Source organism: Pseudomonas sp. 9Ag, from assembly GCF_902506445.1.
Classification (GTDB): Bacteria; Pseudomonadota; Gammaproteobacteria; order Pseudomonadales; family Pseudomonadaceae; genus Stutzerimonas; species Stutzerimonas stutzeri_AB.
Genome location: NZ_LR733836.1, coordinates 2,413,525 through 2,439,532 on the forward strand (window position 1 = coordinate 2,413,525; position 26,008 = coordinate 2,439,532).

Consider the following 26,008-nt stretch of genomic DNA (forward strand, 5'->3'; position numbering starts at 1 on the left):
GAGCATTACCGTCACCTGCAAGACTCGTGCTAGAGCCTTGCATCAGCCGCCATGCAAGGAGCGACCGCGCGATCCTACCACCACATTCTGTACTTGGCGCCACACGCTTTGTGCGTGATCCAAAGCGGATGCTGAGTGCAAACGAGCGACCGACTGGTCAGCCTCTGAAGCCACGCCAGATTGCCGCATACGGAAGCCTGTCAGCGTAGCCCAGAGCAGCGCCAAAGCCAGTCGATAACCGAGAGTTTTTAGTTTGGTAGTCGTCAGAAATCGCGTCTGTAGAACACGTCCAGCGAGCTGGCGAGCCCGCTGGCCGCCTCAAGAAAAATTCGTTTGGTCAGCTGATAGCGCAACGCGACCGTATTGGCAGGCTCGAATACCCCAACGCCGTAACGTAACGTCAACCGATCGGTCAGCTTCCCGCTCGCCACCACGCTGGTGTCTGTACCGCTACCCTCAGTGTCCAGCTGAAAGTCCTCGATGCCGAGGCGTTGCGCGACGTTGCCGGTAATCGATGCGCTGCCCGCCAGGCCGAGCCCAAGCGCTGCCTGAGCCAAGAGATTGCTGTCTCCGGTCTCGGCACCAAGCGGCCGGCCCAGCACGAGGTAAGACAGTGCCTGCTCCTGGCTCATGGCGGGCTCGGCGAACACATCGACGCGCGGCTGCTCGGCGCTTCCTGAGATACGCAGGCCCGCGATCACGTTTTCATCCTCGATACGTCGAATGGCTTCGATATCCAGATAGGGTTGCGACAGCACACCGGTGAACAGCAACCGGGCGCGACGGATCGTCAGGCGTTGCCCATAAGCACGGTAACGCCCTTTGTTGAGGCTGAGTTCACCGCGCGCATCGAAGTCGTCACCGATGTGTAGGTAGCCGGCAAGATCTGCCGTAAGACCAAAGCCGGAAAAGCGCAGCCTGTCCTGTCCGACCTCAACATCCACGTCCATGCGAATCGCCAAGGGCGGCTTCGTCTCTTCCGCTTCGGCGCCGACAATGACCGCATCCTCGGATATCTTGACCGTCGAGGGTGGCAGCTCTCGCACCGTGATTTCCCCACGCGGCACGCGCAGCTTGCCGCTGACGGCCAGCTGCTCGTCAGCCAACTGAATGCGTAGATCGGGCGCAATTTCGAGCTCAGCATAGGGCTCGACGATCACAGGCAATTGGTTGCCATTGATACGCAGATCGAGGTCCAGCGCCTGCGCCCAATCGATTGTTCCCGCAATCCGTCCCTGGCCCTGCTCGCCGCTGCGCCAGTCACCCTCGGCACGGACCCGTTCACCATCAATAACGGCCGTCACCTGCAGCTGCTCGAAACTGACCGGCAACTCCGCACCGGCAATCTCGCCTTCGGTGAGCTTTAGCACTCCTTCGAGCTGCGGTTTCTGCAGCGTGCCCGAAATCTGACCATTGCCATTCAGTTGACCGTCGAGTCGCTCGACCTGGGCAACGAAAGGCCGGATGACGGAAAGATCGAAATTGTTTAGCTCGAAATTGCCAGAGATCGGCTTGACCTCGCCGCTAGGGTCCACCTGCAGTCGAACATCCAGATCGCCGAGATCCCCGCCCTCGAAGCTCAACCTGCTGTCGACCTGTTTCGGGGTCAGCTGGCTGTTCAGTGACAAGGTCTGATAGGGGAAATCCAGCCACTGCTCTCCATCCCGCATACGCAAAACGCCTGGCCCAGCGTCCACACGGATGGCCCCGCTTGGGCCTGATTTTGGCAGGTCCAGTGCAAGATCAGCGTTGACTTCTCCTTGCCAGAGCAAATTCTCCGGCAGGTATTCGGCGAGCGACTCAAGCGGGAAGTCGCGCAGGCGATAGCGCAACTGCGGGTCAGGTTGCAGTCGCTGGTCGTCGGCGCACAGCGTGGCCCGGCCCGAGGCCCAGCAGTGTGCCCCGAAGGTAATCTTGCCGCTCTCCAATCGCTGCAGCGACGCGGGATCGCGCAGTGCCCATTGCTGTCCCTGAGCATCCAGCTCGGCTTTCGTCAACAGACCCCGCCAATCGCCGCCTTCAAGCCCACCGGTCAACGCCAGCGACAGGTCGAGCAAGGAGCCCTGCAGTTGCAGTCTGGCCTGATGCGCCGTTGGCGTGCCTTCGGCGCTCAGCTGCAACTCGCCGATATCAGTCGCTCCAGCCTGTAAGCCTTTCGCGTCGAGGCTAAGCTGGCCCCGCTCGCCCTCGGACAGGCTCGCGGCCACTTGCAGTTGATCAACTCGATTGTCCTGAAACGCGATCCCGGTGCTGCTCAACGCAAGCTTTCCCTGAGGTGCGTCTGGCGTGCCCGACAGGTCAAGCTTGCCGGTCATTCTGCCGCTCAAATCAGGCCAGAGCTGGCCCAGGCGTGATAGATCAATGGCCAGGTTCGCCTCAAGCGTCTCGGCCCAGCGGCCGCTGCCCTGAATGCGGTTGTCGCCCAGACGCAAATCGACCGCCGGCACGCTCCAGGTCATGTTCTCACCGCTCGCCTGCAATTGAAGCCTGAGCGGCTGCTTGCGCAACGTGCCATTCAAATCGAGGCCGGCGTCGACTTGCAGGTTTTCCTCTCGCAAGGCGCCGCTACTAGTCAACGTGCCGCCGATGGTTCCCGGCAGCTCTGCGACCCAGTAAGACGGATCGAGTTCGCTCAGCTCGAGTCGGGTCGTCCAATCGACTCCGTCAGCGAACCCGACGCTGAGATTTCCTTCAGCCCTGCCCTGTCCAGCCTGCAGTTGCAGCTGCGGCAGATGAACGACCTCAAGGTCACCGCTGACCGGGCTTTGCAACGTGAAGTCACCGGAGGGACCGGTCAGCGCCGCGTTGAAATTGCCCAGGTAACTGCCCTCGTCGTACTGGATCTGCGCGTCGAGGGTTCGCAATGTCACGGGCGGCTCCTCGACGTCGGGATAGAGCCGGCGCCAGGGGAAGTTACGCCAGACCAGCTGCGCCTCGGCAGCCAAACCGTCTTGCCAATCGATCCGGCCGTCCAGATCAATGTATTGCTGCTCGCCGGCAGCCAATGTGAGGGTTTCGATATCGGCATGGGCCAAGTCGACCAATGCCTTGAGCGCGAGATCCACCGCCCCGCCCTCGCCCTGCAGGCTTCCATCACCCACCAGGCGATAGCCCTGTTCCATGTCACCTTTGACGGTCAGCTCCAGCGCCTCGAGACGCAAGGCGTCGGGCAACTCAGGGGTCGCCTTGAAACGCTCCACCGCCAGCAGTAGATTCACCGGCAGCTCCGGCTCCAAGGGTCTCACCCATCCGCTGAGCTTGGCCTGCAGATAGCCCTGGCTTTGCACGTCGACCATGAGATGTTCACGCAGCTCGCCGTCGGCTTCGAACTTCACTGCCCAGGGCTGCTCATTCGGCGAGCGAATCGCCGCGCTACCGCTCAGCACCAACGGCCAGTCGGCTCGGGTCTGCAGCCGGCCCGAGAGTTCAAGAACAACGTCTTCACGGCGAACCTCCAGCGCTCGAATGACCAGGCCCTGTTCGTCCCAGTCCGCCTGCAACTCCGCGCGCTGCATCTGTTGAACGCCGTTGAGGTTGATCGCGCCGATATCGACGCGGTCAAGACGGAGCTCGAGTGGTAGATCGAGATCCGGAAGACTGAAGGGTTCGCTTGTTGCTTCGTCCTCCGGAGCAGGAGGAAATGTGAGATCGATATCGCCGGTCACCAGCTCGTCGATACAAAGGGTCTTGCGCAGCAAACAACGGGGCGCCCAGTTCATGCGCGGCGAAGCCACTTCGACCCGACGACCATCCTGCTCCCATACCAGACGGTCCGCCTGCCAGCGACCAGCGAGGCGACCCGTGAACGCCTCAAGCTGCAGCCCAGGTACTTTGCTCAGCGTCCAACGGCTCCCCGCGTTCGTGCCGAGCACCAGGAAGACCGCCAAAACAACCACCAGCAGCAGCGCCAGCATGGCCAACAGCATCCCGCTGACGATTTTCACGCTACGCCTCAAAGCTCCGGCCCCATGGAAAAGTGCAGGCGAACTCCGCCCTCGCCATCCAGCGGATGTGCCAGGTCAACCCGAATCGGCCCAACCGGCGAAACCCAACGAACTCCGACGCCCACGCTGCTCTTGAGACTCGGCAACTCCAGAGAGTTGAATGAGTTGCCCTGGTCGACAAAGGTCGCCAGTCGCCATTTCTCAGTCACTGAATACTGGTACTCAGCGCTGACCGCGAGCTGATAACGCCCGCCGATCCGGTCGCCATCAGAGTTGGTCGGCGACAGGCTCTGGTAGTCGTAGCCGCGCACGCTTTGATCACCGCCGGCAAAATAGCGCAGCGATGGCGGCACGTTGGTGTATTCGTCGGTCCAGTTACCGCCCACTTCCACCCGCCCAAGAAAACGATGTCGAGCAGCTAGTGTGGTGAGTCCCTTGACCGTCGCGTTGGCATGGATCAGATCAGCGTCCGAGAACACGCCCTCCTTCGCCGCCCCCAGTTCGAACCTCAAGCGATAGCCATGACTGGGATCGAGACGGTTGTCGCTGCGCAGAAAGCTGTAAGAAACACCCGGCATCAACAAGGTGCTGACCCCCGAATCATCGCCCAGCTCGTACTGCTCATGACGCCACTTCAACGCCCAGACGCGCTGCCAGCCGCTGGGCAGCCGACGATGCCACTCGGGGCCAACCGTCAGCAGGCGACTCAGGCTGTCTTTATCACTCAGTTCTTCGTACTGATAGCCGGCTGCATAGCGCAGTTTGTCCGTCAACGGTGGGTCCAGTGGTACGTCATAAAACAGACCGACGTTCTGCCGCGGCGCCGACAACTCGGACTCGATGCCGTAGCTGTGGCCCTGCGGATTGACCCAATGGCGGGTGAAGTCGAAACGTATCCGTGGCCCGACATCCGTCGAATAGCCCAAACCAAGCCCGAGCGTGCGCGGCTCTCGCGTGGTCAATTGCACCGCAACGGGAATACGTTGCTGATCGGCGTTAGCCGGGTTGGCATCGACCCGGACGCCTTCGAAGTAGCCGCTGGACTGCATCGCCTGGTTGAGTTCGGCAATCAATTCCGAGTCATACGGCGTACCGGGATCGAACGGCACCATGCGCTCCAGCAAGTCCGGATCAAAAGGCGAGTCTCCTTCAAAACCCACATCCCCGAGCAAGTAGCGTGGCCCGCTGTTGAACACCAGTTCTACGTCGGCGGCATTGGTGTCGGGGTTGATCGCCAGCCGTTGACGCTCGAAGCGGCCATCAAAAAACCCATAGCGCGAGGCCTGATTGAGGATCCGTTGTTTGACCGCTTCGTACTGTCCGTGATTGAGCACGGCGCCTGGCTTCAAGGAGTTGCGCGGCACTCGAAACGCCTGCAGTTCGGCAGCAGGCCCGTTGACCTGCAATGTGATGTCGCGCAGACGAACTGGCTCGCCGGGCTTGATTCGCAGCGCCAACCGAGGAGTTTCGCCTCCGGTGACCCTGGTTTCGATAACAGCGTGGTAATAGCCCAACGCCTGCAACGCTTTGTTCGCCTGCTCCTGGGCAATGCGACTGTAACGCAGCAATTCTTCTTCGTTGCGATCATCCAGTTCGCCGATGTAGTTCTCGACGTTTTCACGCAACGCACTGTTTGATGGCGTGACCTTGACGTCGAGCTCAGCTGCATCCAGCGCAGATGCGAAGCACAAGAAGACGCCCGCCGGGGCGGTACGGCGAAGGATACGGATAGGCATGGCCAGGGATGCTAGCACGCTGCGCACTAGGCTTTGGCGAAGTGTCGATGCGTGTAGCACGGCATATACAGCGTTAGGCAAAAGCATGGGAACACTTCTTAGGACAACATCAGTACGACTGTCGCCCCTGCGCAAAATTCGTTCTAACCACTGGATGCCGCGACCTGTCGCGGCGCCGGATGGAAGAACACGTGCTCGACCACCGGACCGATGGCTACCTGGCCAATGTCTTCGTACCCCTGACGTGCATAGAAGTTGAGGTAGCGTGAGTTGCCGGTGTCGATCACCAGGCCCTCCGATGCAGCGTCCGCGGCACACCAGTTGTGCAACGCTTCAAGCAGCTGTTCGCCATAGTGCTGCCCCTGGCACTTGGGATGGACCGCCATCAGCGGCAACACATGGAAATTCCCTGGTGGCAGACAGCCCAGCACCGCAGCGTGGTAATCAAGATAGCGCCGTGTACAACGGAAGCCTGCAGTCAGCAGCATGCGCATTCGCCACGCCCAGCTCTCGGTGATGTCGAGTCGACGCTGAGGTGGCGCGATCAGCGCGGCAGCAATCAACCGGTCATCGAGCAACAACCCCAACGCCGGTTGGTCCTGCAACAAGTGCTGATTGACCAGCTCGCGAACGGTTGCGCGGACACGCTGCTCGTAGCCGGGGCGATCAGCCTCGAACAAATAAGCGAAGGTCGGTTCGTGTCGATAGGCGTTATACAGAAGCGAGCGGATTTCCCTGGCGTAACCACTGTCGAGCATTCGTACTTCTGCAGTCATCGGCATAGCGGTTCTCTTGTTATGTCACTGGGGCTGATTTCACGTTAGCAGCCGCATCGGAGTCTTGCCGGGGGAGAACCTGGTTTGATGATTACGGCTCGCCGCAGCGCCGCCATAGCCAGTAGAATCGCGGTTTTGCCGGAGCCACAGTCGATGAAGCTTGTTTCTTTCAATATCAATGGTTTAAGAGCCAGACCTCATCAGCTTTCCGCAATAATCGAGAAGCATCAGCCAGACGTGATCGGCTTGCAGGAAACCAAGGTGTCTGACGAACAGTTCCCGCAGGCCGAGATAGAGGCCCTTGGTTATCACGTCCATTTTCATGGCCAGAAAGGTCATTACGGTGTCGCGCTGCTGTCACGACAGGCCCCGCTGGAAATCCACAAAGGCTTTCCCGGCGATGGCGAGGAATCGCAGAAGCGCTTCATCTGGGGTCGGTTCGCAGACAGCAATGGCGAGCCGGTTACGGTCATGAACGGTTATTTCCCTCAGGGCGAGAGCCGCATCCACCCCACCAAGTTTCCGGCCAAGACCAAGTTCTATGCCGATCTCCAGGCGCTGCTGGAAGAACGTTTTACCCCTGAGCAATCCGTAGCCGTGATGGGCGACTTCAACATCTCACCCGAAGACTGCGACATCGGCATTGGTGAGGTGAACGCCAAACGCTGGCTGCGCACAGGCAAGTGCAGCTTCCTGCCGGAGGAACGCGAGTGGCTGGCACGCTTGAAGAACTGGGGTCTGCAGGACAGCTTTCGTACGCTGAATCCTGAAGTGGTTGATCGCTTCAGCTGGTTTGACTACCGCAGCCGAGGCTTCGAAGACGACCCACGCCGTGGGCTGCGCATTGACCTGATCCTGACCACTGCGGGTCTGCACGAGCGCGTCACGGATTGCGGCGTCGACTATGACATCCGCAGCATGGAAAAGCCGTCGGACCATTGCCCAGTCTGGATCGAGCTGGGCCAATAACTGCGCGTGCGATGCCGCACGCGTGCCGAGCCCAAAACGCATCTTTGCGAGCTGATCGACATCTTCGATCCATCGCAGTCAGCTGTCACATAACGGTAAGCAAAGCGTCTTAATCTCCCCCGCTTCTTTGAAAGGGAGAGTCGTCGCATGACAGCTTCAGCGTCCGGCAGCACCATGAGGAAACGGGCGCTGTGCCTGTGGGTCTTCGGCCTGCTTTGCGCCAGCCCGCTCGCGCTAGGTGAGCCATTGGCTGCGCCTGCTGCCAACAGTCCAGTGCTGCGCATACAGGGATCGAATACAGTCGGTGCGAAGCTCGCGCCGATGCTTCTAGCCGGTTTCTTCGAAGCGCAGGGCCTGAATTCGGTACGGGTCAGCCCAGCCGGCAAGGAGAACGAACAGCGTATCAGTGCCGTCGACAGCTCCGGCCGAACCTATCATGCACTGGTTGCAGCACACGGCACCGGCACCGGGTTCGCCGGGCTCAAGGACGGTTCCTCCGATCTCGCCGCCGCTTCGCGCCCAATCAAGGACAGCGAGCATGCAAGTCTCGCCAGCTTGGGCGATCTACGCAGCGCAGACGCCGAACAAGTGATTGCCATTGACGGATTGGCGATCATCGTCAGCCCGGACAACCCGGTCTCCTCCCTCAGCGTTGAGCAAGTCGCTAGCCTGTTTACCGGCGAGATTCGTAACTGGAAAGCGCTCGGCGGGAAGGACGTTCCGGTCGAGCTGCATGCACGGGATGATCAGTCGGGCACCTACGACACCTTCAAGGAGCTGGTACTGGGCGTCCAAGGCAAGACACTGGCCGCGGACGCCGCCCGCTATGAATCCAATGATCAGCTTTCGCAGATCGTCAGCAGCCGTCCTGGCGCGATCGGTTTCGTTGGCCTGGCATCGGTAGGCAAAGCCCGCGCGCTGGCGATAGCCGACGGCGATTCTCAGCCTATGCTGCCCAGCAAAGCGCTAGTGGCGACTGAAGATTATCCGTTGTCGCGGCGGCTGTTTTTTTACGCCAATCCGGTGCAGCAGTCGCAATGGACCCGGACCTTTCTGAGCTTCGTGCACAGCGCCGCTGGCCAGGCCATCGTTGCTAAATCTGGCTACATTGGACAGGCCATCGACGCAATCAGCCTATCGCCCTCTCCTGACATGCCGCAGCCGTATCAAACCCTCGCCACCCAGGCGAAGCGATTGACGGTGAATTTCCGTTTCGATGAAGGCAGCGCTCGGCTGGATAATAAGGCCCAGCGCGACGTGGAGCGTCTGATCGACTATCTGCAGACCACGAACAAAACGATGAGCGCAGCGGTGCTGGTTGGATTTGGTGACGCTCGCGGCGACCCGGCGCGTACCGCTTTGCTCTCCAAACTTCGCGCCATGGCCGTACGTAGAGAGCTTGCTAGAGGCGGGGTACTTGTGAAAGAAATCAACGGCTTAGGAGACTATCTTCCAGTAGCCTCGAATACGCCGAGCGGCCGCATCAAGAACCGCCGCGTCGAAGTATGGGTGTATTGAACGATCTGCTGCCAGTGCAAGATCGTATCGGTCGATAGCCAGCGGCGTACTGTTACGTCGACGCCAGCACGATTAAGCTCGGACGATTTCCAGCAGCGGAAACGATCATGTATCTGGTTTGTGGCGAAGCCCTGTTCGACGTTTTTGTAGCCCCGGGAGGCGCTCCCCGCAATCGCCTGAGTCTCGACGCGGTGGCTGGCGGCTCCCCCTTTAACGTAGCAGTCGGCCTCTCGCGCTTGGGGACGCCGTCGGCTCTGTTCACTGGCATGTCTCAAGACCACTTGGGCCAGCAACTTCGACAAGTGCTCGAGGACGAAGGGGTCGATAGGCACTATCTGATCGACTTCGATGCACCCACCACACTGGCGATGGTTGCATTGGGCGCCAACGGCTCTCCCGTCTACAGCTTTCGCGGCGAAGGTTGCGCTGATCGCCTGCCACGCGAGGAGCATCTCGCCCCGCTCAGCGAGGAGATCCGCGGCATCCACCTCGGCTCCTACTCGATCGTGACCGCCCCGATCGCCGACACCCTGCTGTCGCTGGTGCGCCGCGAAAACAAGCGCCGGCTCATTTCGCTCGACCCAAACATCCGCCTGAACGTCGAACCGGACCTGGCCCGCTGGCGCGAGCGCGTCGAGGCGATAGCCGCGCTAGCGCATCTCATCAAAGTCAGCGATGAGGATCTGGCTCTGCTCTATCCCGGCGAAGCCCCCGAATCCATTGCCAAGCGCTGGTTGCAAGGAAGCTGTGAACTGGTGGCGCTGACCAGAGGCCGAGAAGGCGCGCAGTTGTTCAGCCGTCGCCATGGCGAGTTTTATGTAACCGCAGTAGCTGTCACCGTGCGCGATACGGTTGGCGCCGGCGATACCTTTCAGGCCGCCCTGCTCAGCTTTCTGCATGACCAGCAGCTGGATACCGCCCAAGCGTTGGCGCAGATTCAGCGTGATCAACTACAGGCCTTGCTGGCGTTTGCTGTCCAGGCTGCGGCGATCACCTGCTCCCGTCGCGGCCCGGATCTACCCTACCGATACGAAATTGTCTGACAGGTTGGCCGCAACAGCACGAACGTCTATAACCCCAAGGGGACAAGAATAAGGGCGACGGAACCGGGCATGAAAGCGTTGAAGATCTCCGACCCATCCTACGAACTGATGGATGATCACCATGGCAACTCACTGATCTACCGAGAGCATGGCTTTCCCTGTCCGCTTGTGCGCTGGCACAACCACAAGGAATACGAACTGCACCTGATCGTAGCCAGCTCAGGGAAGGTGTTCGTCGGAGACTACGTCGGCAATTTTGGTCCCGACAGCCTGTTTCTCACCGGGCCAAATCTGCCACATAACTGGATCAGCCAGGTCGACGAAGATGAGGTCGTCGCCAAGCGGGACATGCTGGTTAACTTCACCGATGAATTATTCGAAGCAGGCCATAACGTCTTTTCCGAATTACGCAGCCTGACACCAATGCTCGAACGTTCGCGCTACGGGATCGAGTATCGCTGCCCTCACACCATTGCCGAGGCCAGCAGACTGATGCACCGGGTTGCTGACAGCCGCGGTGCCACCCGCCTCGGCTATTTTCTGATCATGCTGGAGCTGCTCGCCAGCTGCGAAGACTACCAGCTGCTCTCCGGCGCTACCTCGGCACAGCTCGGCGACGAACACCACGCCGATCGAACCAACATGGCGGTCAATTACATCTTCGACAACTACATGCGTGAGCTGCCTCTCGAGGAAGTCGCCGGGCATCTGGGTATGAAACCCACGTACTTTTCCCGTTTTTTTAAACGTGCCACTGGCCGTTGCTACGTTGAGTTCGTCAACAGTCTGCGCATCAGCAAATCCTGCGAGTTGCTGCTCGATAACGACAAGCCGGTCACTGATGTCTGCTTCGAGTCAGGCTTCAACAACCTGTCCAACTTCAACCGCCGCTTCCAGCAACTAAAGGGCATGACGCCGTCGTGTTATCGCCGCCTGGTGGAGCAGCGACTGACCGAGCAGAACCTCGCCAGCTGATACGCATCCTCGCTCCCTGCCGCAACAAAGATGACGTTACGCTTCGCCCTTTTCGGTTATGCCGCCCGCAGGCTTGGCACAGCTGCGGCGCTTCGCGGTGCTTGGATGTGCTCGTCACTTGCCTTTAATCACTGATAAAGGAGTGCAAAAAAGTACCAGATGACGTGCAGTCAGGGCTTTGTGACCTGACATCCCTGGCGTTGTAATGCTCGTGAGCCGCTCGTACGGCAGTAAGCGAGCAACAACAAAAACAATAAGTGCTTCCGCCCTCCGGCTGCGGAAGAGGAGCCCTAGATGAAACTCGCAAAATTGCTGATCGGAACCACCTGCATCGCAGTAATCGGCGCGACGCAAGCCGCCGAGACCTTGACCGTCGCCACCGTCAACAACGCTGACATGATCCGTATGCAGCGCCTGTCCAAGACCTTCGAAGAACAGCATCCCGACATTGACCTCAATTGGGTCGTACTGGAAGAAAACGTCCTGCGCCAGCGCCTGACCACAGACATTGCCACTCAGGGCGGTCAGTTCGACGTCCTCACCATCGGCATGTACGAGGCCTCGCTCTGGGGCGAAAAAGGCTGGCTGGCGCCCATGACCAACCTTCCTGACAACTACAACCTCGACGATATCTTCCCCTCTGTGCGCGAGGGCCTGTCAGTCGATGGCACCCTCTATGCCCTACCGTTTTATGCCGAAAGCTCGATGACCTACTACCGCACCGATCTGTTCGAACAGGCCGGACTGGACATGCCGGAGCACCCGACCTGGACGCAGATGGCTGAATTCGCCGAGAAGCTGCATAAGCCAGGCGAAGAGCAATACGGCATCTGCCTGCGCGGCAAGGCTGGTTGGGGCGAGAACATGGCACTGGTCACCACCGTGGCCAATTCGTTCGGCGCGCGATGGTTCGATGAAAATTGGCAGCCCGAATTCAACGGCCCGGAATGGACCAAAGCCGCCAATTTCTACGTCGATCTGTTAAGCAAATATGGCCCACCAGGCGCATCCAGCAACGGCTTTAACGAAAACCTGGCGCTATTCAACAGCGGCAAGTGCGCCATGTGGGTGGATGCCACTGTCGCCGGCTCGTTCGTTACCGACGCGTCACAGAGCAAGGTTGCTGAGAAAGTCGGTTTCACCTTCGCGCCACAGCAGACGACCGACAAAGGCTCAGCCTGGCTCTACTCCTGGGCGTTGGCTATTCCAACCAGCTCGCAGAAAAAAGACGCTGCCAAAACCTTCGCCGCCTGGGCCACTTCCCAGTCTTACGCTGACCTGGTGGCCAAGACCGACGGCGTCACCAACGTGCCGCCGGGCACCCGGGAGTCCACCTACAGCGAGGAATACATGGCGGCCGCCCCCTTTGCCAAGATCACCCTTGAATCGCTGAAGCAAGCTGATCCGGCCTCACCATCCGCAAAGCCGGTGCCTTATATCGGCATTCAATTGGTGACTATCCCCGAGTTCCAGGCCATTGGCACCCAGGTCGGCAAGATGTTCTCCGCCGCGCTCACCGGGCAAATGCCAGTCGAACAGATGCTGACGGCTGTGCAGCAAACGACCACACGTGAAATGAAGCGCGCCGGCTACCCGAAGTAGACCGACAGTAGGCATCCCACCGGACAGGGCTCACCTGAGCCCTCATGGCCTTCTATCAGCCGGAGCACGCCCATGGCTACCACGACCACAGCCTTGCCCAAGGCCCCTGTTACCGAAACGGCAAGCAAGTCGAACGAGCGCAAGCCGCGCCGGTTCGCACCCAGCTGGTTCCTCGTCAGCCCCTCCGTTGCGCTGTTGCTGCTGTGGATGCTGGTACCGCTGTCGATGACGGTCTATTTCTCTGTGATTCGCTACAACCTGCTCTATCCCGGCGAGAATGATTTCGTCGGGCTGGAGAACTTCCACTACTTCCTGACCGATGCCGGCTTCATGCCCGGCATGATCAACACCTTGCTGCTGGTCGGCAGTGTGCTGCTGATCAGCGTCGTGCTCGGTGTGCTGATCTCCGCATTGCTGGAGGCGGCTGATTTCGCCGGCCGCGGCATCGTTCGCGTGCTGCTGATTTCGCCGTTCTTCATCATGCCGACCGTCAGCGCCCTGGTTTGGAAAAACCTGATCTACCATCCGGTATCCGGCATCCTCGCCGCGGTCTGGAAGTTCTTCGGTGCGCAGCCGATCGACTGGTTGGCCCAACATCCGCTGCTCTCAATCATCATCATCGTGTCCTGGCAGTGGCTGCCCTTCGCGATCCTCATTCTGATGACCGCCATGCAGTCCCTGGATCAGGAGCAGAAGGAAGCCGCTCGCCTCGATGGGGCCGGCCCGGTCGCCATCTTCTGGCACCTGACATTGCCGCACCTGGCGCGCCCCATCGCCGTGGTGGTGATGATTGAGACCATTTTTCTGTTGTCCGTTTTCGCAGAAATCTTCACCACCACCAGTGGCGGCCCCGGCTACGCCTCCACGAACCTCGCCTACCTGATCTACACCCAGGCGCTGCTGCAGTTCGACGTTGGCATGGCATCAGCCGGCGGCCTGATCGCAGTGGTAATTGCCAATATCGCAGCGATCATCCTGGTGCGGATGCTCGGCAAGAATCTCACCGAAAAATACTGAGGACAGACCGATGCTGACGCTCAAACAAAGTCGCCGCATCAATACCCTGGTGGTAGGGATGTTCGCTTGGGCTATCGCGTTGCTGCTGTTCTTTCCGATCTTCTGGATGCTGCTGACCAGCCTCAAGACCGAGATTGACGCCTTCGCTACGCCGCCACAGTTCATCTTTACGCCAACGCTGGAGAACTACTTGGAAATCCAGGACCGCAGCGGCTACTTCAGGTACGCCTGGAACTCGGTAACCATTTCCTTCGGTGCAACTGCGCTGGGCATGCTGATCGCCATTCCCGCGGCCTATTCCATGGCCTTCTACGAGACCAAGCGGACCAAGGGCACACTCTTGTGGATGCTGTCGACCAAGATGCTGCCACCAGTGGGAGTGCTGGTGCCGATCTATCTGCTGGCCAAACAGTTCGGCCTGCTCGACAGCCGCACGGTGCTGATTGTGATCTACACGCTGATCAACCTGCCGATTCTGGTGTGGATGATTTACACCTACTTCAAGGACATCCCTCGCGACATTCTCGAAGCGGCCCGAATGGACGGAGCCACGCTGATGCAGGAAATGGTTCGCGTGCTCCTGCCGATCAGCAAAGGCGGCCTCGCTTCCACCATGTTGCTGTCGCTGATCCTGTGCTGGAACGAGGCCTTCTGGTCGCTGAACCTCACATCGTCCAATGCCGCCCCGCTGACTGCCCTGATCGCCTCCTATTCCAGTCCCGAAGGGCTGTTCTGGGCCAAGCTTTCGGCCGTATCCACCCTCGCCTGCGCACCCATCCTGATATTCGGCTGGATCAGTCAGAAACAGCTGGTCCGTGGCCTATCGTTCGGCGCGGTCAAGTGACGCCGACGAGCCAAAAAGAACAATAGAGGATTCGAACATGGCAGATCTGAAAGTCCACAACCTGAAGAAAAGCTTCGACGGCAACGACATCATCAAGGGCATCGATCTGGATATCCGCGACCGGGAGTTCGTCGTTTTCGTCGGCCCGTCCGGCTGCGGCAAGTCCACGCTGCTGCGCCTGATTGCGGGATTGGAGGAAGTCAGCAGCGGGAAAATCGAACTCGATGGCCGTGACATCACCGATCTCAGCCCGGCCAAGCGTGACTTGGCCATGGTCTTCCAGACCTACGCGCTGTATCCGCACATGACGGTGCGCAAGAACATGTCCTTCGCGCTCGACCTGGCGGGGGCGGACAAAAAAGAAGTCGCCAGCAAGATCGAAGCGGCAGCGCGCACCCTTGAATTGGAACCGTTGCTGGAGCGCAAACCGCGCCAGCTTTCCGGTGGTCAGCGCCAACGTGTCGCGATTGGCCGCGCCATCGTGCGTAATCCAAAGGTGTTTCTGTTCGACGAACCGCTGTCGAACCTCGACGCGGCACTGCGTGTGCAGATGCGCCTCGAGCTGTCGCGCCTGCATCAAGAGCTGCAGGCCACGATGATCTACGTGACCCACGATCAGGTCGAAGCCATGACCCTCGCCGACAAGGTCGTGGTGCTCAACGGCGGGCGCATCGAGCAGGTCGGCTCGCCCATGGAGCTCTACCACCATCCGGCGAACCTGTTCGTCGCAGGCTTTCTCGGCACACCGAAAATGGGTTTCCTCAAAGGCCGTATTAGCCGGGCCGAAGCCACCGGTGTGGAAGTCGACCTGGAAGCCGGTTGCCGCCTGTTTCTCCCGCTGGGCGGCGCTGCATTGGCGGTAGGCGACCCGGTTACGTTGGGCATTCGTCCGGAGCACCTCAACCGCGGTAGCGAAGGTAGTTGCCAGCTGACGGTAAAGGCCGATGTCAGCGAGCGACTGGGCAGCGATACCTATTGCCACGTGATTACCGAGACCCGCGAGCCGCTGACGATGCGTATCCGTGGCGATTTCACGCCGCGCTATGGCGAGCCGCTGACCCTGGTGCTGGATGCCAGCCATTGCCACTTGTTCGATAGCAATGGTTTGGCTGTCGGCCAGCCGCTGCAACAGGTCGCCTGATAACCAACCCGATTTAGCCACAGCCATCTCGCAGACCAATCGCTGCTATCACGGCAGCGATCACACCGCCGGCTATCCCCCTTCCACGCCCAGCGAGGCCTGACATGAAGCTGAATGAACAGAACCTGCCGCAGCTGCCGGCGCACATTGCCCGCCCCTCCTACACGCTTGAATCGGTTACGGCCGGTATCGCACACATCGGAGTAGGTGGTTTTCATCGTGCCCATCAGGCAGCCTATACCGATGCGCTGATGAACACAGGCGAAGGTCTTGATTGGGGCATCTGCGGCATTGGCACTCGTGTCGATGAGCTGCCCATGCGTGACGCGCTCGCCTCGCAGAACCATCTCTATACATTGGTGGAGCTTGATGACCGGCCGGACACTGAAGTTCGTGTCATCGGCAGCCTCCGCGACATGCTGCTGGTTCCTCGCGATGGATCTGAAGCGGTGGTCGCACGCCTTGCCGATCCTGCCATCCGCATCGTCTCGTTGACCATTACCGAGGGCGGGTACTGTCTCGACGACAGCACCGGTCAGTTCAACGCCTCGCTGCCGCACATCCAGCATGATCTGGAAAATCCGCGAACGCCTATCAGCGTCTTCGGCCTACTCTGCGCCGCCCTAGCCAGGCGTCGCGGCGAAGGCACGGGACCGTTTACGGTGATGTCCTGCGATAACCTGCCCCACAATGGCGACGTTACCCAAAAGGCGACGCTGGCCTTCGCCAATATGGTCGATCCCGAGCTGGCTGGCTGGATTGAAAGCAACGTCAGTTTTCCCAATGCCATGGTCGACCGGATTACGCCGATGACCAGCGCAGCGCACCGCAAGCATCTGAAGCAGCAGCACGGCATCGACGACGCCTGGCCAGTGGTTTGCGAGCCGTTCGTCCAGTGGGTGCTGGAGGACAAATTCGTCGCCGGCCGGCCTGCTTGGAACAAGGTCGGCGTGCAGTTCACCGACGACGTAGCGCCCTACGAAGAGATGAAGATCAAGCTGCTCAATGGCAGCCATCTGGCGCTGACCTACCTGGGCTTTCTGCGCGGCTATCGCTTCGTGCACGAAACCATGGCCGATCCGCTGTTCGTCGAGTACATCCGACGTTATATGGACGACGACGTCACGCCGCAGCTGGCCCATGTACCCGGTATCGACCTGACGGAGTACAAGCGGACCCTGATCGAACGGTTCTCAAACTGCGCGATCGCCGATCAGCTTGAGCGGGTCTGCTCAGACGGTTCGTCGAAATTTCCCAAGTTCACCGTGCCGACCATCAACCGGCTGATCGCTGACAATGCAGAATTGGACCGCGCTGCACTGGTCGTCGCTGCCTGGGCGATGTACCTCAAAGGCGTCGACGAGAACGGCACCCGGTACAGCATTCCCGATCCACGCGCCGAGTTCTGCCAGGCTCTGGTCGAGGAGGATGAGGGGGTCGCCGAGCGGTTGCTGAGTCGTGAAGAAATCTTTGGCGCCCAGATCCCCCGCTCCCCGGCGTTTCGCGATGCGTTCGAGCGCAACCTCCTGAGGCTGAGGACGCTGGGTGTCAGCGGAACGCTCGATCTGTTACTGACGCGCTGAGGTCGACTCCATGTATCTCGGTATCGACTGCGGGACCCAGGGCACCAAAGCATTGCTGCTCGATGCAGCCAGCGGACGCGTCCTAGGCCAAGGCTCTGCGAGCCACGAGCTGATCAGCGGGCCGAATGGGCGTCGCGAACAGGATACCGAGCAATGGATTTCAGCGTTCGAGCAGGCCACCGCGGCCGCTCTGGCTGAAGCAGGCGTGGACGGTAGTCGAATACTCGGTATTGGTGTCTCGGGACAACAACATGGCTTGGTCACGCTTGATGCCGACGGAAAGGTGCTACGCCCCGCCAAACTCTGGTGCGACACCGAATCAGCTAACGAAAATCAACGCCTGCTCGACTGGCTGGGCGGCGAACAGGGCTCGCTTGAGCGCCTAGGCGTGGTCATAGCGCCGGGCTATACCGTCTCCAAGCTGCTCTGGATGAAAGAACAGCATCCAGCGCTGTTCGAACGGATCGCGCACGTGCTGTTGCCGCACGATTTTCTCAATTACTGGCTCACCGGACGGTGCAGTAGCGAGTACGGCGACGCCTCAGGTACCGGCTATTTCAACGTACGTACCCGGAAATGGGACTTCAAGATCTTGCGGCATATCGATCCGGGCGGCCGCATCGAAGCGGCGCTGCCAGAGTTGATCGAGTCAGACAGGCCAATCGGCCTACTGCGTGCAGAACTGGCAAAACGCCTGGGCTTAAACCCACAAGCCATCGTGTCGAGCGGTGGTGGCGACAACATGATGGGTGCTATCGGCACGGGGAACATCAGCTCAGGCGCCATCACCATGAGCCTCGGCACTTCGGGCACGTTGTATGCCTTTGCCGACCAGCCGCGTATCAGTCCGCAGCCATCAGTCGCGACCTTCTGTTCATCCAGCGGAGGCTGGTTGCCGTTGATCTGCACGATGAACCTGACCAACGCAAACGGGGCCATTCGCGATCTGTTGCAGCTTGATCTTCAGCAGTTCAACGCGCTGGCCGCTGAGGCTCCGATCGGTGCCGGAGGGGTGACCATGCTTCCGTTTCTGAACGGTGAACGTGTCCCCGCCCTTCCCCAGGCCACAGCCACCCTGCATGGCCTGACGGCAGATAACCTCACCCGCGCCAATCTGTGCCGCGCGGTCATTGAAGGCGTGACGTTCGGCCTGCGCTATGGGTTGGATCTGCTACGCGATAGTGGGATTCGCAGCGAACGCATCCAGCTTATCGGCGGCGGCGCAAAGAGTGCGCTGTGGCGGCAGATGGTTGCCGACATGATGGCGACACCGGTGGTATGCACCACCCACAGCGAAGCTGCTGCGCTAGGTGGTGCGATCCAGGCCGCTTGGTGCCATGCGAGACAGATAGATGCTGAGGCCAGCCTCGCAGCGCTATGCGAGCGTTGCGTCAGTGTTGATGAGAGAACTGCTGTCGTGCCGTCAGCCAGTGCTGTCGATGCGTATGAACAGGCCTACCGGCGCTATCGGCGCCTGATCAGCGACACATACGGCTAGCAAACGCCTCCGGGCCTGAGCACTGTGGCGCCTTGAGGGGGGCTGAAGTGGAGGCAGTTGCGGGGAGATAATCCCAAGTCTTGTTCGCTGGCAAGCTCGCTCTTACCGAGGCTGTTTTTAACAGCAGCACGCTTGCTGCGAGTGCTGCCTCGTTATCACCAAAAGTGAGGGTCCATAAAAAAGCAAAGCCACTCGCGTGGCTTTGCTCCTGTCTTTTGCTGATGCGACCGACTGCTTAGCGGCTGCGGAGCATTTCCCGCGGGAAATACTTGCCCAGCTCATGCTTGGCGATCGAAGCGCGGTGCACCTCGTCCGGGCCGTCAGCCAGGCGCAGGGTGCGCTGCATGGCCCACCAATGGGCCAGCGGGAAGTCCTCGGACACTCCGGCACCACCGTGAATCTGGATGGCGCGGTCGATGACCTTGAGCGCGACGTTTGGCGCCACTACCTTGATCTGCGCGATTTCGCTCGCGGCGATCTTGTTGCCGACCGTGTCCATCATGTATGCGGCATTGAGCGTCAGCAAGCGCGCCATGTTGATCTCGATCCGGCACTCGGCGATGTGATCGAGGTTGGCGCCCAGCCGTGCCAGTGGTTTGCCGAACGCGGTCCGGTTCACGGAGCGCTCGCACATCAGTTTCAATGCACGCTCGGCGACACCGACGGAGCGCATGCAATGGTGAATACGGCCTGGACCAAGGCGGCCCTGAGCGATCTCGAAACCGCGGCCCTCGCCCAGCAGCACGTTCTCGTACGGCACACGAACGTTTTCCAGCAGGACTTCGGCATGGCCGTGCGGCGCGTCGTCGTAGCCAAACACGGGTAGCGGACGCAGGACTTTCAGACCCGGCGCATCCATCGGCACGAGGATCATCGAATGTTGCTGGTGACGCGGGGCATCGGGGTTGGTGAGGCCCATGAAGATCATCACCTTGCAGCGAGGGTCGCAGGCACCAGATGTCCACCACTTGCGGCCATTGATCACCCACTCGTCACCCTCGCGCACTGCACGGGCTTCCATGTTGGTGGCGTCAGACGAAGCCACGCCTGGTTCGGTCATGCCGAAGGCGGAACGGATCTCGCCGCGCAGCAATGGCTCCAGCCACTGCTTTTTGTGCGCTTCGCTGCCGTAGCGAACCAGCACTTCCATGTTGCCGGTGTCCGGCGCTGAGCAGTTGAATGCCTCCGGGCCAAGGCCCGAGCTGCCCATGATTTCAGCCAGCGGCGCGTATTCGGTGTTGGTCAGGCCGGCGCCCAGCTCGGAATCTGGCAGAAACAGGTTCCACAGCCCCTCGGCTTTTGCCTTGGCCTTGAGTTCCTCGACGATGGCGGTCGGCTGCCAGCGATCACCCTCTGCGACCTGCTGATAGAAGACCTTTTCGGCGGGATAGACGTGAGCATCCATGAACGCTTGCACGCGCTCTCTCAGCTCTTGAACCTTTGGGGAGTAGGCGAAATCCATGGGCGATAACCTTCTGGCAGGTAATGTTTTGTAATTTTGAATGCTAGAGGAGGCTTGTTGATTTATCTAAGCTATTTTCCTCGTGTATAAACATTCATCACCGATATATGATCGGCGAATTCCGATACACGCCAGAGAGCACAACAATGAACCTGAACAAGGTCGATCTGAATCTATTCATTGTCTTCGACGCCATCTACACCGAGGCCAACCTGACCCGCGCCGGGCAGATCGTCGGCATTACGCAGCCAGCCGTTTCCAACGCCCTGGCACGCCTGCGGGAAACCTTCAACGATCCGCTGTTCGTGCGTACCGCACAGGGCATGGTGCCGACCCCGATGGCGCAGAACATCATCGGTCCGGTGCGAAACGCACTGCAGTTGTTGCGTGTATCGGTGCAGGAAAGTCGCACTTTCAATCCGCTGCAGGCAAACAAGACCTTTCGCATCAGCATGACCGACCTTACCGAGGCCGTGGTGCTGCCGCCGCTGTTCCAGCGCCTGCGTCGGCTGGCGCCAAACGTGAAGATCGAAAGCATGCTCGCCAAGCGCCGCGAAACCACCAAAGAGTTGGCGGCCGGGCGTCTGGACTTCGCCATGGACGCCCCCCTCAACACCGATCCCCAGGTGCGCCACGTCAAGCTGCTGGAAGACCGCTACGTCTGCGCCATGCGCCGCGGGCACCCGCTGGCGAAGGACAAGCTCAGCGTTGAGGAATATCTGTCGCTGTCACACATTCATATTTCCAGCCGGCGCAGCGGGCTGGGCATGGTTGACCTGGCGCTCGGCAAGATGGGGCAACAGCGCAAAATCGCTTTGCGCTCCCAGCATTACATGATGGCCACACAGGTGATTCAACAGACCGATATGGCGGTGACCGTTCCGGAGCGTTTCGCCCGGCGTCATGACCTGTACCAGGTGCCATTGCCAGTGGACATCCCGCCGTTGGAGACACACATTTACTGGCACGAGAGCACCGATCAGGACCCGGCCAACCGCTGGATGCGCGAACAGATGATCGAGATCGCTCAGCAGGTCACGGCGGCGCAGCAAGCCGACTGATTTGCCCGCGTAGACGCTAAATCGGCCGGCACGTGCAAGGCGTGCCGGTTTTCCTCATGCGCTTTCGCGCATCACCACTTCAAAACCCACATCAATACGCCGTTGCGGTGGCGACTCGCCGCGCATCAGGCTCAGCAGCATTTGCCCGGCCAGCTTGCCGATCTCGCCGCGGATGGTGCGTACCGTGGTCAGCGCCGGGTGCATCCAGGCGGCGGCCGGCAGATCGTTGAAACCGGCAATCGCCAGCCGCTCCGGCACGGCCAAACTCAGCTGGCGAGCACGAAAGAGCGCGCCCAACGCCAGATCGTCGTTGTTAAAGAAGATCGCATCGATTTCTGGATGCTGCGCCAGTAACCGATCAAGCAACTCGGCACCAAGCCCGATGGATGACACCTGCGGCGTGAGCACCTCAAGTGCGGCATCGTAAAGCGAGGCCCCGCGCATGACCTGCCGATAACCTTCGGCACGTTGCAGGGTTCGGGGGTCGAGTTGCGCGGCTGCGAACGCAATGTTGCGATAGCCGCGGTCGAGCAACTTGCGGGTCATGGCCGCACCGGCTTCCAACTGGGAGAAACCGACGCAGTATTCTTCCTCACCGTCGCTCAGTTCCATCAAAGTCACGATCGGGCTGGTGTAGCTGCCGAGCACTTCGCGTGCGGCATCGCTGCGCTCGAAGCCGGTGACCAGCAGCCCTGCCGGCTGATGGGCAAGGTAGGCACGCAACAGGCGTTCGTCTTCTTCGGGATGGTAATGACTGACGCCGATCATCAGCTCGTAACCTGCCGGCATCAGCACGCGCTGAATGGCTTCGACGGTGTCGACGAATACGGCGTTCGACAGTGACGGAATGATCACTGCGACAAGATTCGAGCGTGCGCTTGCCAGATTGCGCGCCGCTGTATGCGGGACGTAGCCCAAGGCCTTTACCGCTGCCATCACTCGCTCGCGCAGGGCGTCCGATACTCGTTCGGGTTGCGACAGCGCACGCGAGGCGGACATCAGCGAACAACCGGCACTGCGAGCCACGTCGGACAAGGTGGCCCGCTCCAGCGAGCGGCGACGGCGAGAACTCATGGTGGAATCCAGCAAGGGGAGGCGGAGATTCTATACGGGAAGGCGCCCCGAAGCAGGCCAGGTGAGCACTGACAAACGCCAGCGTTCACACGGCCTGAAAGGGGTGCAACCGCTTACTTCGGCGCTTTTTCGATCGCTGCCTGTACTTCGTTGAACAGCGGCTCGCCAACGGTATCGATCACGGTCTGGATCGCCGGCTTGGCCTTCTCGCGCATGCGCTGGATTTCCTCTGGGCTGACCTTGTTCACTTCCATGCCTTGCTCTTTGATCTTGGCCAAGGCTTCGCGGGCTTCGGCGCGAGTGTCTTCACGCTCCGAATCACGCGCGGTCTTTGCCGCCTCCATGATGATGTCCTGCTCGGTTTTCGACAGGCCATCCCACCAGCGCTTGGATGCCGTAACAATCCATGGGCTGTACACGTGATTGGTCACGCTCAGGTACTTCTGCACCTCGTAGAACTTGGACGAGAGGATGGTGTTATAGGGATTTTCCTGACCGTCGACTGCCTTGGTTTCCAGTGCCGTGAACAGCTCGGAGAACGGCAGCGGGACCGCATTTGCGCCCATCTGCTTGAAGGTGTCGATAAACACTGGGTTCGGCATAACGCGCAGTTTGATGCCGTCGAAGTCTTCCATCTTCTCGACTGGACGCACGTTGTTGGTCAGGTTACGGAAGCCGTTCTCCCAGTAGGCCAGGCCCACGAGCCCTTTATCTTCCAGCGCATCCATGACCTTCTGGCCGACCGGGCCATCCAGCACGTAGTCGGCCTGTTTTTCGCTCTCGAACAGGAACGGCGTGTCCCACACCGCCATTTCTTCAGCCACACCGACGAGGGTCGCCGTCGAGCCGACCATCATTTCCTGAGCGCCGCCCATCAGTGCGTTTTGCATCTGATCATCGGAGCCCAGACTGGCAGAGCCGAACGTACGAACCTTGAGTTTGCCATCGGACGCCTTGGCGATCTCCTCAGCAAGCAACTTGGCGGCGCGGCCCTGGTTGCTATCTTCGTTGAGTCCGTAACCGAAGCGAATCATCCGTGGCCGGATATCGTCGGCTGCCTGAGCGGTCACTGCAGTGATGGCGCTGCTAAGCGTAGTGGCGGCCAGGGCCGCGATGAGAAATCGTTTCATGTTCACTTACCTTTTGTTGTTGTGGATGGAGGGTTGAAGCTCATGCCTCGGTCACCGTAGCCATTCCAACGGCACGGTGATGATCGACGGCACCGCAATCAACAGGACGACGATGGCCAGATAGATGAGGAAGAACGGGATGACACCACGCACCAGCGTTTCCATGCGCAGCCGCCCTATTCCGCCGACGACGTTGAGTACGGTACCGACGGGCGGCGTGATCAGCCCGATCGAGCCGATCAGCACGAACATCACGCCGAAGTACACCGGATTGATGCCGGCCTTCACCGCAATCGGCGCCAGTACCGGCCCAAGGATCAGAATGGTCGGAGTCAGGTCGAGCACCATGCCGATGGCGATCATCAGCACCATGATGGCAACCATCAGCAGCTTCGGGTCTTCAGCCAGCGGGCCGAGCATCGAGGCGATTTCGTCTGGCAGCTGGGCCAGCGTGATCATGTAAGCGGAGACGATCGCTGCGGCGCAAAGGAACATGACCGAAGCCGTGGTCCGACTGGCACGGGTCAGCACCTCGACCACACCGCTCCAGCTCAGCTCGCGGTACAGCAGGGTCGATACCAGCAACGCGTAGACTGCCGCTACCACTGCCGCCTCGGTCGGCGTGAACAGGCCAAAGCGCAATCCACCCACGATGATCACCGGCAGCATCAAAGCAGCCGCACCATCGACCAATGCCTTGCGACGTTCGGCTCCGCTGGCCTTCGCTTGTGGCGGCTCTTCTATCTTGCGAGCGATCAGCGTCCAGGCCACGACCAGCCCGGCGCCCATGATCAGGCCCGGAACCATACCGGCGAGAAACAGCTGGCTGATCGAGGTGTTGGTGACAACGCCGTAGATCACGAACGGCATCGACGGCGGGATGATCGGCGCGATGATGCCGCCCGCCGCCACCAGACCCGAGGAAGAACTCAGCGGATAGCCGCGCTCGCGCATCATTGGCAGCAGCAAGGTTGCCAGCGCTGCAGTGTCAGCCAGCGCCGAGCCGGACATACTCGCCAACAGGACCGAAGCCGCAATTGCCACGTAGCCGAGACCGCCGCGCTTATGGCCAAAGTAGGCCTGCGCCATGTTGATGATCCGGCGCGAAATGCCGCCCGCGTTCATCAGTTCGCCGGCGAGAATGAAGAAAGGCACGGCCAACAACGGAAAGCTGTCAGCACCAGCCTGAAGGTTTTGCGCCAGCAGCTGTACATCCCAGAAATCCAGGTACCACATCAGCACCGCGCCGGTGAGAATCAGCGCGAAGGCAATCGGCATGCCGAAGGCCATGAAGCCAAACAATGACGATAAGAAGACGACGACAGTCATGTACGGACCTCGGGTGGGCGTACGCCCTTGTTGTTATCAGGAATCAATCGGCCGTAACGTTGGCTTCGGCGATGGGTAACGGCGGCTGTCGACGCCAGACATTGACCAGCTGGATCAGCGCCAGGACCGCAAGCGCGACCATGCTGGCGGCGACCGGAACCATCGCCACGGCCAGCGGATAACCCACAACCGGGCTATTGATCGTCCAGCCGAACTGCATCTGATTCCATCCGCCCAGCGCAGCCAGTGCGCTGGCTACCGCGACCATGATCCAGCTGATCGAATCCACCACCCGGCGGAACAGATGCGGGAATCGGTCGCGGATCATGCTGAAAGCCATCAGCTCGCCACGGCGCATGCTCGAGGCCACGCCGACGAATACCAGCCAGACAAAGGCCAGCCTCGAAAGCTCTTCAGCACCCGTCCAGCCCGTGCCGAAGGCATAGCGCAGGACCACGCTGCTGAACACCACGATCACCATGAAGGCCAGCAGAGCCGCCATCAGCCAATCGGTAATCCGGTCGAAGCCTTGGGCGAACTTACCGCCATAGATCGGCCGGGTGGTCAGTTCGGCGCCCGTCGGCTCGACGTCTTCGACATTGGGCGCGCTCGCAGCATGGCCGCCGCGCTGGCCGCCGCGCTGGCCGCCGCGCTTGTTAGCGCTATCAAGCGGAGCCGCGGAAAGATCCTCTTTGGCATTGATCGCCAAGCCGCCGTCCTGATTCATCCAGGCGGTGATTTCGTCCAGTACTTGCTCGCGGGGCTGGCTGGCATCGACCACAAGCACATGGGGCTCGCCGGCTGGGGACTCGAGCGTGGCGAATTGGCTGTCTACCAGTGAAATCGGCATGAAATGTCCGGCGCGCCCGCCGACTCGCTGGACCGCCGTGTCGTAATCAATGGACAAGTGCGCAAAGCACAAACCCGGCACCGCGTCGCGCAGGAGGTCACGGTAGCGACGCTTCAGAGCCGAACAGGCAAGCACGAAACCGACGTCATCATCGATGGCGCGCTGCATTTCGATGACAAGCTTCTGCAGCCACTCGACCCGGTCAGCATCCGACAACGGCGTGCCGGCGCGCATGCGCGCAACGTTCTCTTCGGGGTGGAAATGATCGGCTTCGATATGTCGGAAGCCCAGCGCATCGGCGGCGGCGTGGCTGGTTTCGGTCTTGCCCGAACCACTCACGCCCATGACCACCAGTGCGCGGCGGTTAGCGGGAAATTCGCTGTGGGTTTGGTAATCCACTGTCGGTCTCCGGCGGCATCGTTGTGCCACATTATGTTTGTGGACCGGATGGTAGCG

19 protein-coding genes are annotated in these 26,008 nt (G+C 60.3%); 11 read left to right on the forward strand and 8 right to left on the reverse strand.

Annotation, left to right across the window (positions count from 1 at the left end):
* Positions 1-263: 263 nt before the first annotated feature.
* The 3 genes from ALTERO38_RS10755 to ALTERO38_RS10765 all read right to left on the reverse strand — a co-directional run bounded on the left by ALTERO38_RS10755 (position 264) and on the right by ALTERO38_RS10765 (position 6,462).
* Positions 264-3,926 (reverse strand): translocation/assembly module TamB domain-containing protein, encoded by a 3,663-nt coding sequence (locus tag ALTERO38_RS10755; RefSeq protein ID WP_159969686.1) that lies wholly within the window; start codon positions 3,924-3,926, stop codon positions 264-266.
* Between the two features lie 26 nt (positions 3,927-3,952).
* Complete coding sequence (locus tag ALTERO38_RS10760) at positions 3,953-5,680, reverse strand: autotransporter assembly complex family protein (protein WP_159968379.1); 1,728 nt, start codon at positions 5,678-5,680, stop codon at positions 3,953-3,955.
* A gap of 143 nt (positions 5,681-5,823) precedes the next feature.
* Entirely contained in the window at positions 5,824-6,462 is a 639-nt protein-coding gene (locus tag ALTERO38_RS10765; protein WP_148924096.1) for an N-acetyltransferase, read from the reverse strand.
* A 147-nt stretch (positions 6,463-6,609) separates the two neighbouring features.
* Here ALTERO38_RS10765 and xthA point away from each other — a divergent pair, with 147 nt between their 5' ends.
* The 10 genes from xthA (at position 6,610) to xylB (ending at position 18,646) form a co-directional block, all read left to right on the forward strand.
* Positions 6,610-7,425 carry an exodeoxyribonuclease III gene (xthA, locus tag ALTERO38_RS10770; RefSeq protein ID WP_159968380.1) on the forward strand — a complete coding sequence of 272 codons (816 nt, stop codon included), beginning with the start codon at positions 6,610-6,612 and terminating at the stop codon, positions 7,423-7,425.
* A 147-nt stretch (positions 7,426-7,572) separates the two neighbouring features.
* Positions 7,573-8,943: a substrate-binding domain-containing protein gene (locus ALTERO38_RS10775; RefSeq protein ID WP_159968381.1), complete on the forward strand. Its 1,371-nt coding sequence runs from the start codon at positions 7,573-7,575 to the stop codon at positions 8,941-8,943.
* A gap of 107 nt (positions 8,944-9,050) precedes the next feature.
* On the forward strand, positions 9,051-9,986 hold the full coding sequence (locus ALTERO38_RS10780; protein WP_159968382.1) for a carbohydrate kinase: 936 nt from the start codon (positions 9,051-9,053) through the stop codon (positions 9,984-9,986).
* 69 nt (positions 9,987-10,055) lie between these two features.
* A complete protein-coding gene (locus ALTERO38_RS10785; protein ID WP_102835374.1) occupies positions 10,056-10,961 on the forward strand; it encodes an AraC family transcriptional regulator in 906 nt (301 codons plus the stop codon).
* A gap of 294 nt (positions 10,962-11,255) precedes the next feature.
* Positions 11,256-12,563 carry a sugar ABC transporter substrate-binding protein gene (locus ALTERO38_RS10790; protein WP_102835375.1) on the forward strand — a complete coding sequence of 436 codons (1,308 nt, stop codon included), beginning with the start codon at positions 11,256-11,258 and terminating at the stop codon, positions 12,561-12,563.
* A gap of 207 nt (positions 12,564-12,770) precedes the next feature.
* Positions 12,771-13,580 (forward strand): carbohydrate ABC transporter permease, encoded by an 810-nt coding sequence (locus ALTERO38_RS10795; protein ID WP_372239415.1) that lies wholly within the window; start codon positions 12,771-12,773, stop codon positions 13,578-13,580.
* Positions 13,581-13,590: 10 nt separating this feature from the next.
* A complete protein-coding gene (locus ALTERO38_RS10800; RefSeq protein ID WP_102835377.1) occupies positions 13,591-14,424 on the forward strand; it encodes a carbohydrate ABC transporter permease in 834 nt (277 codons plus the stop codon).
* A 37-nt stretch (positions 14,425-14,461) separates the two neighbouring features.
* Positions 14,462-15,565, forward strand: coding sequence for an ABC transporter ATP-binding protein (locus ALTERO38_RS10805; RefSeq protein ID WP_102835378.1), 1,104 nt, complete (start codon positions 14,462-14,464; stop codon positions 15,563-15,565).
* Between the two features lie 104 nt (positions 15,566-15,669).
* A complete protein-coding gene (locus ALTERO38_RS10810; RefSeq protein WP_159968383.1) occupies positions 15,670-17,148 on the forward strand; it encodes a mannitol dehydrogenase family protein in 1,479 nt (492 codons plus the stop codon).
* 10 nt (positions 17,149-17,158) lie between these two features.
* Positions 17,159-18,646, forward strand: coding sequence for a xylulokinase (gene xylB / locus ALTERO38_RS10815; RefSeq protein WP_159968384.1), 1,488 nt, complete (start codon positions 17,159-17,161; stop codon positions 18,644-18,646).
* A gap of 235 nt (positions 18,647-18,881) precedes the next feature.
* Here the strand turns inward: xylB and ALTERO38_RS10820 are convergent, their stop codons facing one another.
* Entirely contained in the window at positions 18,882-20,108 is a 1,227-nt protein-coding gene (locus tag ALTERO38_RS10820; protein WP_045427675.1) for an acyl-CoA dehydrogenase, read from the reverse strand.
* A 146-nt stretch (positions 20,109-20,254) separates the two neighbouring features.
* Here ALTERO38_RS10820 and ALTERO38_RS10825 point away from each other — a divergent pair, with 146 nt between their 5' ends.
* Positions 20,255-21,169 carry a LysR family transcriptional regulator gene (locus ALTERO38_RS10825; RefSeq protein ID WP_019339258.1) on the forward strand — a complete coding sequence of 305 codons (915 nt, stop codon included), beginning with the start codon at positions 20,255-20,257 and terminating at the stop codon, positions 21,167-21,169.
* Between the two features lie 54 nt (positions 21,170-21,223).
* Here the strand turns inward: ALTERO38_RS10825 and ALTERO38_RS10830 are convergent, their stop codons facing one another.
* The 4 genes from ALTERO38_RS10830 to ALTERO38_RS10845 all read right to left on the reverse strand — a co-directional run bounded on the left by ALTERO38_RS10830 (position 21,224) and on the right by ALTERO38_RS10845 (position 25,897).
* Positions 21,224-22,243: a LacI family DNA-binding transcriptional regulator gene (locus ALTERO38_RS10830; protein WP_102835381.1), complete on the reverse strand. Its 1,020-nt coding sequence runs from the start codon at positions 22,241-22,243 to the stop codon at positions 21,224-21,226.
* A gap of 113 nt (positions 22,244-22,356) precedes the next feature.
* Complete coding sequence (locus ALTERO38_RS10835) at positions 22,357-23,373, reverse strand: TRAP transporter substrate-binding protein (protein ID WP_159968385.1); 1,017 nt, start codon at positions 23,371-23,373, stop codon at positions 22,357-22,359.
* Between the two features lie 51 nt (positions 23,374-23,424).
* Positions 23,425-24,702: a TRAP transporter large permease gene (locus tag ALTERO38_RS10840; RefSeq protein ID WP_102835383.1), complete on the reverse strand. Its 1,278-nt coding sequence runs from the start codon at positions 24,700-24,702 to the stop codon at positions 23,425-23,427.
* A gap of 43 nt (positions 24,703-24,745) precedes the next feature.
* A complete protein-coding gene (locus ALTERO38_RS10845; protein ID WP_159969687.1) occupies positions 24,746-25,897 on the reverse strand; it encodes a gluconokinase, GntK/IdnK-type in 1,152 nt (383 codons plus the stop codon).
* Between the last annotated feature and the right edge of the window lie 111 nt (positions 25,898-26,008).